Consider the following 12,124-nt stretch of genomic DNA (forward strand, 5'->3'; position numbering starts at 1 on the left):
CTGCATAAAGGTCTAACATCACCGATTTACCTTGAGCATTGGCATCGGCTAACGCCTGATTAAACTCTTCAAGGTTACTGACTTTTACAAATGTAGGATGGGCAACTGACTGACTCGTAGATTGAACCGCACCGTTGCCATACCCCATGGAGTTGATGGTTTGATATCCATAACCAGCTGAAATAAACAGACCAATAAAGATCAACAACGCCCTAAGCCCTTTGTAAAAAGAGGTAGGCGTATTTTGATTCATCACATAGAAATACGTAAAAGTGACTAAACCGAGTAAAGTCCAAGCGATATCTGTCGCGATATGGCTAACCAAACGCTCTACAAACATTAAGGCGACCGCTAACATCATAAAGCCGAAAGTAACTTTAACCACATTCATCCAATTACCTGCTTTGGGTAATAATTTACCTCCGGTAATAGCAAATAACATGAGCGGGATCCCCATTCCTAGACTCAACACATATAAAGCACTGAACCCCAAGACCAAATCACCACTTTGGGCTATAAATAACAAAATCCCTGTTAGCGGTGCGGTAGTGCAAGGAGACGCCACTAACCCAGAAATTGCGCCCATAATAAGCACACCTATGTAGCTGCCACTGGTTTGTTTGTTGCTCATGGCATTAAGCTTTTCTTGCCATGCAGAGGGCAACTGAAGCTCATAAGCGCCAAACATGACTACAGCCAACAACACAAAAATCACGATCAGCCCAATTAAGATAGCAGGGTGTTGCAAGCCTGCTTGAAACTGCACCCCTGCCGAAGCCACGACTAGCCCCAATAACGAGTAGGTAATTGCCATGCCCTGTACATATACAAACGATAGCGTCAAAGCCCGTGACGTGCTTATACTCTTACCTTGACCTATAACTATCCCAGATAGAATTGGATACATAGGGAATACACAAGGCGTAAAAGCTAGGCCAATTCCTAGGCCTAAAAATAACAACAAAGTGATGACTAAACTTTGTTCGCTAGACAACAAGCTGGCTAACTCAAACTGTTCCGAAACGGTTTTTTCAGCAGGCACTGCATCTGACGAAGTTGTTGTAGACTTAATATTTTCAATTTCAGTGGTGCCAACTTGATTTAGGTACACCTCTTTAGTAGTTGGTGGGTAACACAATCCCGCGTCTGCACAGCCTTGATAGCGAATTTTCACTATGCCATCTTGTACCGAAGTAACAATAGGATAAGTTATATCCAGTTGTCCTCGAAAAACGTCTGACAAACCAAAAAACTCGTCTTCTACTTGTTCGGCAGCAGGAAAAATAGGGGCTCCCAATTCAGCTTCTTTAGCGACTGTCTTAAACTGCTTTTTATATAGGTAGTAGCCGTCTGCTACTTTCCAGCTTAAGGTGAGTTGATCGCCTTGCTGGGCGAAATCAAATTGAAACGCTTGGTCAACCTGTAAAAACTCTGGTTCTTCAGCAAACAAATCGGCTAATGGATCCGCGATTTGCGCCAAACTTGCAGTTGAGAACAAACCAAAAGTCAGCACTAAAATAAAATATCTCAAACTCAAATTCATCTACAACACTTCTTCTTTTAAGGTAATTTGGCGAAATGCCAGTGGGTATTATTTATACTTTAATGGACGAACCTTAACAAATAATTAAGACTGCACCTCACTTTGTTTACAGACCCCAAATTAGTTCAGCAAATTTCACCCTTGAGTCAATTTACCCAAAATTAAGATAAACACCCCCGAGACATTTAACTAATTAGACAAATGACGCAACACTCTGTAACAATGCATCACTTGGTTTTTGGAGTTTTAATACCAGTATTATATCAAACCCCATCAAAAATAGGTTATACCTTAACGTTGTAGGTATCACCCAAATAACGAGGCTCCTTTGTTTAAACTATTTTTATTGTTCGCCATTTTACCTATTGTTGAAATCGCCATTTTACTTAACGTAGGGGAACAAATTGGGGGCTGGTATACGGTAGCTATCGTTATCTTAACTGCCTTCTCGGGAGCGCAATTAGTTAGACAACAAGGGCTTAGCACCTTGATGCAAGCTCAACAAAAAATGCAGTCTGGCACTATGCCTGGTCAAGAAATGGCTGAAGGTTTATTGCTGGTCATTGCAGGGATTTTATTGGTTACACCTGGTTTTATTACAGACGGGATCGGGTTTTTATTGAGCTTACCTATGACACGCCCAATCATCGCCAAAGGATTACTCAAACACTTATCAGTTAAGGTGGTCACTCAATCCTTTAATGGCAACTATACTCAACACCAAACTCACAGTAGCAATCAATCTGAAGATATCATAGAGGGTGAATTTGAACGCAAAGAAAACCCTGCAGAAAACCTGCCCCTTAAGGATGACTTAAGAAAACCTGATTAAACTTGGACTTTACGTTTCACTTAACTAAGGTGAATTGCCGATTGTTGCTTTTTGAGCGAAGTGAAAGTCCGCCTTAAAGAACCCATTAAACTATGCGAATTTTATTAGTTGAAGATGATTTACCATTAGCTACCGCGCTGCATCAATCACTCAGAACTGAAGGGTTTACAGCTAATCATGTGGCCGATGCCAAATCCGCGTTGCTTGCCATCGATACCAATGAATGTGACATGCTGATCCTCGATTTAGGTTTACCTGACATGGATGGCCTAGTGTTACTGAAACAAATAAGACAAAGAAATTTAAAACTGCCCGTGTTGATATTAACTGCTCGAGATTCAATTGAAGACAAAATAAAAGGGCTTGATAAAGGGGCTGATGATTATCTAAGTAAACCTTTTGATGTAAACGAGCTGATTGCTCGCCTGCGTGTTATCGAGAGAAGATTAGGCACAGCTACCAGTTCGACTATTACGATAGGAGAAGTAAATTTAGACTGCGCTTCCCACGAACTAACTGTTGCAGGTAACTTTGTCGAGCTATCACGCAAAGAATTTATGTTGTTAAAAGTGCTGTTAGAACAGGCTGGGCGAATACAATCACGAGAGCAGCTTGAATCTAAATTATACGAGTGGGGTGAAGAAGTAGCGAGTAACGCAGTGGAAGTGCATATTCACCACCTTCGTAAAAAACTCCCTGAGGCTTTTATCAAAACAATTCGCGGTGTAGGGTACAGCGTTAAAGCCTCCTCCAAAATAGAGTCCTAAATGTGTCTATACGCCGTTATCTAACGCTGATTTTATTGTCGGTTATTACATTGGTCACTTTTGCCGCTGCGATTCAGGGTTACCGTAGCAGTATGGCAAAAGCGACCAGTGTATTTGATAATGAGCTACGCTCTTTGACACTTGTTTTAGTCGACATTACCGACTTAAGTACCCAATCATTAACACCACAAACAGATGCCGCTTTTATTTTTCAAATATGGCAACACAATAAATTATTAGTTAACTCCCACCCAAAGTTAAACACTGCTATTAGCGATTTCAAAAATGAATTCTCTGAGAACAATTTTTTAGCCCAGCGTTGGCGTACCTACGGGCACTTTTTTGAATCGAGTAACAAATGGGTTTTGGTGGCACAGCCTGTAAACAGACGTTTTGAGCTAGCGGAACAAATGATCCTAGCCGCCGTGACGCCACTGGTATTGTGTATTCCGTTGTTAGCGGTCATTATATTTTTGTTGGTGAGTTCAGGGCTGCGCCCCTTACGGCTGTTATCGGAAAAATTACGAACCAAAAAAGCTGACGACTTCAGTTCTATTGAGCAGCAAAATCAAAATAACGAACTCAGCCCAGTCTTAGAAACCTTAAATCAATTGTTTGAGCGACTAGATGCTGCTTTTTCCCGAGAAAAACGCTTTGCCTCTGATGCAGCTCATGAATTACGCACGCCCTTGAGTGTGTTGAAGATCAATGCACATAATTTGGCAATAGAACTTAACAATACCACAGACACCAACATGCAATATCTGCAGCAAGGTATCGAACGCATGAGTCATGTAGTCGAGCAAATTTTATTACTTAACCGCACCAACCCCGAACAATACCAAGGTCAGTTTGAAACACTAGACACTGCAGTACTTTGCCAAACTGTTATCGCTAGTTTATTTCCACAAATTGAAACCAAAAAGCAAGAAATAGAACTAATTGGCAAAGGTGCCAATATTCGAGGGGATGAATTTTCACTGGGCATTCTGCTGCAAAACTTAATCTCCAATGCGAGTAAATATTCACCAGAAGGCGGTTTGATTAGAGTGACGTTGAAGGAAGTGAACAGTCAGGTTGTGATTCAGGTAGAAGATGCAGGTCCGGGCATTGATGAATCTGAATATCAAAGAGTGTTTGAACGTTTCTACCGAATTGGAGGAGATCGACACACAAGTAACACATCTGGCTGTGGTTTAGGTTTAGCCATTTCAAAACATATCGCTGCGTTACATAAAGCCACACTAAAATTAAGTCGTTCTAAACAATTATCGGGCTTATCAGTTGAACTGATTTTTCCGCAAGGTCAGCCCAATGCATAAATGGTTAGGTTATATACCACTATCCCTTGGCACATTATGTGTCTTAGGGTGTTTCCCTGTGTTAGCAGCGGTAACTGAGTACCATGTTCAGCTTAAAGATCACCTGTTTTTCCCATCGCGGATCACTATTCCTGCAAACCAAAAGGTCAAATTGATAATAGAGAATCAAGACAATACGCCAGAAGAATTTGATAGTTTTTCTCTCAATAGAGAAAAAGTGATTTTTGCCAATCAAAAAGCAACCATATTTATTGGACCACTCCAGCCTGGAGAATACAATTTCTTTGGTGAATATAATCCTAATACTGCCCGCGGTGCTGTCATTGTTGAACGACAAAAGTTGAAGATGCCCAATGCTCATTAACACAGTCATTTTATTTTTGCGTGATGCGTTGCCCATTTTGGTGTTAATTGCTTACCTGTACGCACACCTACCTAAGAGCCAATCATGGCTTTTAATATCTTTAGTCGCGAGTGCCATTTTGAGCCTGATATACATCAATCAAATCCATACTATTGGGCAGTGGTTTGGTGGCATAGGTATTGAATTGTCGTTATGGTTTTCGCAATTATTGGTGTATCTGTTGGCCTTAGTTCTAGCTTGTGGGTTAACTTTTCCTAAGTGGTCGAATCGATATTTTGTTTACTGGGTTACAGGCATAATGGTTAGTCTGACCATAGTGTCTAAAGGCAGTAACTTTATCTTGTATTTTAATGGTTACTTGAATCAAAGCAACGTGCTGCAATCTATGTTACTCGGTACATTTTTAGGTTTAGGAATTTGTCTCAGCTTAGCCATATTGTTGTATCTTGCGGCTCAATGGTTAAAACAAAGATGCGGGCTTTGGGCGACCTGGCTGTTGGTGCTTATTTATGCAACGGGGCAACTCGTCAACGCGATACCTTTATTAGTTCAGATCGATCTTATCAACGCATCAACCACTGCTTGGAATAGCCAACACTTTCTCAGCAATGAGTTTGAGTTTGGTCATTTATTTAATGTTTTGTTCGGCTACCAGGCTACCCCATCTATTGCGCAAGTCGTGGTTTATGTTTGCGCTTTAACCCTGCCTCTCGCTATTTTTTATTGGCTCAATCTAGCTTCAACTACGCACTCAGGTAACAACCAATGAACGCCCTTTATCGCTTATCTACTGCGCTTTTATACACTCTATTTTTTATCCCACTAAGCTGGGCTGACGGCATTCCAGTTGACAAGGTTTACAGTCCCTACGTTTTGGCCAATGAACGAGAGTTAGAGTGGCGATTTACATCTAGGCAAAACGATGATGGTAATGTTTTAGCGCAACGTTTAGCTTACGGACATGCCCTTTCAGAATACCTGACAATTGAAGCCTATATCGTTGGAGAAAGAGACGATACCGGCGACTTTGGTTTACAGGCTTTTGAAATAGAAACCCGCTGGATGTTAACAGAACAAGGCGAATTTTGGGCCGATTGGGGGGCACTGTTTGAGCTTGAAAAACAACATAAAGAAGACATTTACGAATTTACCAGCGGTATTTTATTTGAAAAAGAATTTACGCAAACCAGTTTAACCATCAATGCTTTGTTGGTTTATGAATGGGGCAAAGACATTGAAGATGAGTTTGAAACTGAATTTCGGCTCAAATATCGCTATCGCTATTTAGCTGCATTACAACCCTCTATCGAAATTTACACGGGTGAGGACTTTGTTGGGGTAGGCCCCGGTTTTATGGGGGTGCACAGGTATACAGGGCAAAAACAGCTTAAGTGGGAATTGGCCTTTATTGCTGGCCTAAACGGCGACTCCAAAGACCATACTCTAAGGTTCGCCTTAGAATACGAATTTTAATACTCCATATCTGGCCTAAAAGGTGCTTTGTCTTTGCTTAGACCCGCAAAGATTTTCTCTATGACTACTGAGTAAATCTTTGAATCCCCTTTAAAAATAAGCGAAGGACAAGATATGAGTGGAATGACATCACGTAAAAATGCAATAACTGAAATCACTAATCGAGCACCAAAAGCGTGCAAAACACCTGAACCATTGAGCAAAATTTGGGCGACAGATGTTTTTGGTCTGGCTGCAATGGAAGAGGCGTTATCAAAAAACGCATTCAAAGCGATTAAAAAAACCGTTCAAACAGGTGCAACATTAGACTCAGCTACAGCTGATATTGTAGCTGCAGCCATGAAAGATTGGGCAATAACCAAAGGCGTGAAATTTTTCTCCCACATCTTTTACCCTATGACCAATATTACTGCTGAAAAGCATGATGGATTTATCATCACTAATTCAGACGGTGGTGCAATAACTGAATTCACTGGCAGTTTATTGATTAAAGGAGAGCCAGATGGTTCTTCTTTCCCTAATGGTAGCTTGCGTATGACCAATGCGGCACGAGGGTATACTGCATGGGATCCCACTAGCCCTGCCTATGTGATGCAAACTGCTAATGGCGCGACATTGATGATCCCAAGTGTGTTTATGTCTTGGACTGGCGAAGCACTCGATAAAAAAATTCCTTTGCTTCGCTCAAACAAAGCCATGGATAAAGCCGCGCAAAAAGTTCTGTCTCTTATGGGTGAAACCGAGATTGCCACATTGAATTCAAGCTGTGGTGCAGAACAAGAATATTTCTTGGTCGACGAACACTTCGCCAACGCGCGACCAGATTTATTATTGGCGGGGCGCACATTATTTGGTGCACCTCCGGCCAAAGGTCAACAGTTTGATGATCACTATTTCGGGGCCATACCGGCTCGAGTACAAGTGTTCATGCAAGATTTCGAAGACAAACTCTACCGCTTAGGTATTCCGGCTAAAACTCACCATAATGAAGTTGCCCCCGGCCAGTTTGAAATTGCGCCATACTTTGAAGCGGCTAACGTTGCAGCTGATCACCAACAGCTGTTAATGACTCTAATGAAAAGCACAGCCAAAGAGCACGGCTTTTTATGCTTGTTACATGAAAAACCTTTTGCAGGCGTTAATGGTTCAGGTAAACACGTTAACTGGTCGGTAGGAAATGCCACTCAGGGTAATTTATTAGATCCGGGTAGCACACCCCATGACAACCTCAACTTCTTATTATTCTGCGGGGCCGTAATTCGCGGTGTACACAAATATGGCCCGCTTTTACGTGCCGTTATTGCCTCTGCCGCTAACGACCACCGACTTGGGGCCAACGAAGCACCACCAGCCATATTGTCCGTCTATTTGGGTACCCAGTTGGAGAGTGTTTTCAACGATATCAAAGAAGGCAAATTACTAGCAAAAACCAAAGGCGGTTTGATGGATCTTGGTTTGTCGCAAATCCTACAATTTGAACGTGATCCAGGTGATCGTAACCGTACCTCTCCATTTGCATTTACTGGAAACCGCTTTGAATTCAGAGCAGTAGGTTCGTCACAGTCTGTGTCTGGTCCGTTAGTCGCTATGAATACTATGTTGGCGGACTCACTCAATTGGATAGCAGATAAACTTGAGTCGGTCATAACTAAAGGTGAAGATAAAACTGCCGCAGTCATTACCGTGCTGCAAGAACTTATGCAAGAGCATGGCAACGTGATATTTGGCGGTGATGGTTATTCAAGTGAATGGCATAAAGCGGCGGTTGAAGAGCGAGGCTTAAAAAATATACCTACCAGCGCCGATGCATTACCTGCGTTTAAAGAAGAGTCGGTCATTAAGTTATTTGAGTCTACTGGTGTGCTCTCGCCAGCTGAGCTTGCGAGCCGTTTTGAGGTATACGCGGAACAATACATATTGTCGATTGAAGTCGAAGCCAAGTTAGTTGTTGGTATAGCGAACACCAGAATATATCCGGCGACCGTTCAGTATCTTGATAGTCTTTCAAGCGCCGCGACTAATCTTAGCAATCTAAATATTACAATCAGTCACAATAGTATCGATGAAATTGCCTCTGAAACCGACGCCATGATGGCCGCAGTTGGCAAACTCAAAGAAGCTATGAGTATTGAAGAGTTTGACAGCACAGAAGCTCATATGAACCATTGTGCTGATGTGTTATGTCCACTAATGCTGGAAGTGCGCTCTCACGCCGACGCACTCGAGCTTGTGGTATCTGACGACTTGTGGCCGTTGCCTAAGTATCAAGAAATGTTATTTATTAAATAAGTTTTTTTGAAGCACCCTTGATAATCAGACAGAAAAAGAGCTTAGGCTCTTTTTCTGTTTTTACTCCTCGCTTGACGCTCACTAGATGTTATCCTGAAACCACGTTTTAAGAATGAGCACATTGAGCATAACGACATGAAAGCCTGCGCCTGCCACATTTTAGTAAAAGATAAAGCCCTAGCCGAAAAACTCAAGAGCCAGCTCGATAAGGGTGGAAACTTCCACCAGTTAGCCAAAAAACATTCCATTTGTCCTTCAGGTAAAAAAGGCGGTGACTTAGGTGAATTCAGCCCAGGGACTATGGTTAAAGCCTTTGACAATGTGGTATTTAAAAAGGAAATACTCACCGTGCATGGGCCAATCAAAACCCAATTCGGCTTTCATTTGATTAAGACACTGTATCGAAGTTAACTGTCGTATTTATCTTGAAAGCATAAACAAATGCACTGTATCCACAACTTTATCGATAACACCAAAACTTAATGCCTTGCTGATGCAAAAATGATTCTGCGTTGGCTCCTTGCAATAAGGATAAAGTCGCCAAGAGTCCAGCTTGAATGCAATGCGGCGCAGCGACAGTCACTGACCTAGGTGAATTTTCGATGGGATAGCCGGTTTTAGGATTGAGAATATGACTATAACGCTTGCCGTTTTTTAATAAGAAACGCCTAGCATCACCGCTAGTAGCCAATCCACCACTCACTATTTGTAGAATTTTAGTTGTAGCCTTGTTTGCTTCAGGACTTTCGATTGCTATGTTCCATGGTTGTTTATTTTTTCGTGGTTGGGTTACCTGAATATCGCCACCAAAATTTATAACCACCGATAGGTTCGGTGCATATTTAGAACATAATTTGGCAGCACAATCCACAGCGTATTCTTTACCAATTCCACCAAAATCCAACTCCATATCCTTAGCCAAGGTAATTGATTTTTTATCAAATTTAACCTTATGCCAACCGATACCCGACATAAGTGCTTTCACAGTTTCAGAAGTAGGAATATTATCTGAACCATCAAATTTCCACGCGCTACGTAATACGCCTGAGGTAATATCAAACTGACCTTCACTTAATTCAAAACAGCTATCGGCAAATTGCAGCAATCGAAAGGTTTCTTCATCAATCACTGCAGGTTGCCCTTCACTATGATTAATATTGGCCATAAGGTTGTTGGATAAATATCGGCTAAATTTTTGTTCGATACGTTTGGTTTCTGAATAGGCAAGTGAAGTTAGGTGATTAGCAAGTATTAGATCTTGAGTTTCAAGTAGTATTTCACATGGGCTTGCCATAGCGGTAAAACGACCCACTATATGGTCGTTTTGTTGCACGATGCTGAAAGATTCAGATTCCAAAGGTCACCCTTAAAACAAAACGCTACTTTAAAAGCTATAACTGATTTGTGCAATTACCGCTTTTACACTGGGGTATAAATCAAGCTGCTGTAACACCCCAGGCTCATCAAAACCGGCGTTTTTGGGATCTTGCTGATAATATTCCAACCTAAATGCCCACTCGTTACCACTAGGCATTTTCATTCCATATTTTAGACCCACTGTATACGCAGTCATTTCTCCTAAACGATAATCAGCGCTGGCAAAGGTTGGTAGCATTGAACCCTCCATCAAAAATGGTTGATAAAACTCAGCCGCTCCTTGCTGGTAATACCTAAAATGAGGCTGAATATAAGTGTTATCACTGATGTTAAACCGCAACCTAGAGTCAATAGTGTGAGAATTGATATCCCAGTCATCAGTGGCGTATCGATAGGAAATATCCGCAACACCGCTGTCCAAGGCATACTTGGTTTGCCAATAGAAACTATGCCGAGTGCGTTCTGTAGGCCTGTCCTCGTGTACTAACGACTGAGTTACCCCTTGGTCATTAACGATACTTAAAACCTTGAAAGGATCGGTGTGATAACCATCAGACGTAGAATAGCCATAGTTAAATTGCATCAGCATTCTGCGGTTGATAACTTGGGTTACGCCAAACATTAGGTCAATTGTATTTTTGTCATCAGAATCTTTTTGTCTAGTGGCGTCAAATGCGACTTGATAGGCTTGGTCATTGGCGAACTGCCCTTGATTTACGACCATTTCAGAGAAAGCGACGGGACGTCCACCTTCTGGATCAATAGTATCAAACGCCAGCGACACCCCCGCCGATATGGTGGTGTTTTTCTGATTGAAATCTCTTGCAAGAGAACCATTAACCGCAACAGATAAATAATCATACTCTTTTGAAAAATGCACTCCCGCACTACCTCGCATGTCGTCCCAAAGAGGTTGAGTCCACTGCGCTTCTAGTTGTAAACGGGTATCTTTAAAAGTGTCATCTAAAGGAACGTCTCCGCCATTAATCTCATACTGCCCTTTGCCTGATGGACGAGTAAATGTTTGTGCATTGGGTTGCGAAACGGCTCCCGTCGCAGACGCCCCAGTGAGTGTATCAAGTACCAATTTTCCAGAAAAAACATGCTCATCACCAAAATCTTTTTTCGCTGAGAACACACCTTCGACGGCCGTTACTCTGTCTGTTTCGCCATAATAGAGTAAGGCGGTATCCATTTCCCAAACGCTCTCTTCTGCTTGTACCACTGAGGCTGAACCTAGCAAAGCACATGTAGCTGCAGCAAGTGCCGAATTGACATTGGTGATTTTTTTGGTTTGCTTGGTTAGGTTACTTTGAGATGTTAATTGCATCCACAACCTCCACCGGCAAAAGCACGTCCACCACTGGTCGCTTCTTTACTAAAATAGATATGATCATCTAACCCCAGGTCATTTCCCTCTGCATCCAAAGCCATTTCATCTTTAGCTAATAAATCTCGTTCCCATGGTTTGACTCCAAGATTGGCGCAACCTGCAAGGTAAGCGAACAATATAAAAACGAGCATAATTCGTACTTTTTTTAACATCACAGACAACTCCTATTCATTGAGCAGTAAAACTAATTCTTGTTCGTATAAGGGTTTGTTACGACTGAAAAAACCTTTATGTGAGAAACGAATATTTCCTTTTTTATCTACAAGATAGCTGCTCGGCATTCCCAATAACTGGTAATCGCTAGCAATGTTTCCTTCGGGGTCATAGACAATAGGGATTTGAGTCGGTACTTTTTCTAGAAATAGCTTGGCTAAAGCAGCGTCGGTATCTAAATTTATCGCAATAACCTGTAAGCCTCGGTCAGCATATTTTTGCTGCATTTGGTTCATCCAGGGAAAGGATTTACGACACGGTTTACACCAACTTGCCCAAAAATCGAGATAGACAACCTGACCTTTTAACTCTGATAATTTGCTTGGTAACTCAGCATTAGAAATGACAAAGTCAGGCGCTAATTTTTGCTGCGCAAAACTTAAAGATAGACTAGAAACAGCCACAACAAAAAACAGGGTACTTAAGCGAATATAACTCAAAACATCTACCTTCTAGATAATGTGAAGTTATTCTAGATGTTAAATCTTAAGTAAAACTTAAAGCAATAAAAAAGCCCCCGAAGGAGCTTTTTAAAATGATGGGTTAATAAG

The 12,124-nt window shown here is 41.7% G+C and carries 13 protein-coding genes; 8 read left to right on the forward strand and 5 right to left on the reverse strand.

Going from position 1 to position 12,124, the window contains the following annotated elements; all coding sequences use genetic code 11:
• Positions 1-1,543: protein-disulfide reductase DsbD (locus KO534_RS23005; protein WP_215933818.1), on the reverse strand; the 1,543-nt coding region annotated here is incomplete at its 3' end.
• A gap of 328 nt (positions 1,544-1,871) precedes the next feature.
• Here KO534_RS23005 and KO534_RS23010 point away from each other — a divergent pair.
• The 8 genes from KO534_RS23010 (at position 1,872) to KO534_RS23045 (ending at position 9,001) form a co-directional block, all read left to right on the forward strand.
• Positions 1,872-2,375 (forward strand): FxsA family protein, encoded by a 504-nt coding sequence (locus KO534_RS23010; RefSeq protein ID WP_215933820.1) that lies wholly within the window; start codon positions 1,872-1,874, stop codon positions 2,373-2,375.
• 92 nt (positions 2,376-2,467) lie between these two features.
• Positions 2,468-3,142, forward strand: a complete 675-nt coding sequence (locus KO534_RS23015; protein WP_215933822.1) for a response regulator — start codon at positions 2,468-2,470, stop codon at positions 3,140-3,142.
• Between the two features lie 2 nt (positions 3,143-3,144).
• Positions 3,145-4,464 carry an ATP-binding protein gene (locus KO534_RS23020; protein WP_215933823.1) on the forward strand — a complete coding sequence of 440 codons (1,320 nt, stop codon included), beginning with the start codon at positions 3,145-3,147 and terminating at the stop codon, positions 4,462-4,464.
• Entirely contained in the window at positions 4,457-4,828 is a 372-nt protein-coding gene (locus KO534_RS23025; protein WP_215933825.1) for a cupredoxin domain-containing protein, read from the forward strand. Before KO534_RS23020 ends, KO534_RS23025 begins: the two co-directional genes overlap by 8 nt.
• The gene (locus KO534_RS23030) at positions 4,818-5,597 is read left to right on the forward strand and encodes a hypothetical protein (protein ID WP_215933827.1); all 780 of its coding nucleotides are present in this window, start codon (positions 4,818-4,820) and stop codon (positions 5,595-5,597) included. The genes KO534_RS23025 and KO534_RS23030 overlap by 11 nt, the downstream gene beginning before the upstream one ends.
• The gene (locus tag KO534_RS23035) at positions 5,594-6,301 is read left to right on the forward strand and encodes a hypothetical protein (protein WP_215933829.1); all 708 of its coding nucleotides are present in this window, start codon (positions 5,594-5,596) and stop codon (positions 6,299-6,301) included. Before KO534_RS23030 ends, KO534_RS23035 begins: the two co-directional genes overlap by 4 nt.
• 114 nt (positions 6,302-6,415) lie before the next feature.
• Complete coding sequence (locus KO534_RS23040; protein WP_215933832.1) at positions 6,416-8,590, forward strand: glutamine synthetase III family protein; 2,175 nt, start codon at positions 6,416-6,418, stop codon at positions 8,588-8,590.
• A gap of 135 nt (positions 8,591-8,725) precedes the next feature.
• Positions 8,726-9,001, forward strand: coding sequence for a peptidylprolyl isomerase (locus KO534_RS23045; protein WP_215933834.1), 276 nt, complete (start codon positions 8,726-8,728; stop codon positions 8,999-9,001).
• 49 nt (positions 9,002-9,050) lie between these two features.
• On the opposite strand, the gene KO534_RS23050 is transcribed toward KO534_RS23045, so the two are convergent.
• From KO534_RS23050 to KO534_RS23065, 4 genes are all read right to left on the reverse strand, one after another.
• Complete coding sequence (locus KO534_RS23050) at positions 9,051-9,884, reverse strand: FAD:protein FMN transferase (RefSeq protein WP_215933928.1); 834 nt, start codon at positions 9,882-9,884, stop codon at positions 9,051-9,053.
• 90 nt (positions 9,885-9,974) lie between these two features.
• Positions 9,975-11,297, reverse strand: a complete 1,323-nt coding sequence (locus KO534_RS23055) for a DUF3570 domain-containing protein (RefSeq protein ID WP_215933836.1) — start codon at positions 11,295-11,297, stop codon at positions 9,975-9,977.
• Complete coding sequence (locus KO534_RS23060) at positions 11,288-11,512, reverse strand: DUF4266 domain-containing protein (RefSeq protein ID WP_215933839.1); 225 nt, start codon at positions 11,510-11,512, stop codon at positions 11,288-11,290. The genes KO534_RS23055 and KO534_RS23060 overlap by 10 nt, the downstream gene beginning before the upstream one ends.
• A 12-nt stretch (positions 11,513-11,524) precedes the next feature.
• The gene (locus tag KO534_RS23065; protein ID WP_215933841.1) at positions 11,525-12,013 is read right to left on the reverse strand and encodes a TlpA disulfide reductase family protein; all 489 of its coding nucleotides are present in this window, start codon (positions 12,011-12,013) and stop codon (positions 11,525-11,527) included.
• Positions 12,014-12,124: the final 111 nt, after the last annotated feature.

It is taken from the genome of Paraglaciecola arctica (genome assembly GCF_018861065.1).
GTDB lineage: Bacteria > Pseudomonadota > Gammaproteobacteria > Enterobacterales > Alteromonadaceae > Paraglaciecola > Paraglaciecola arctica_B.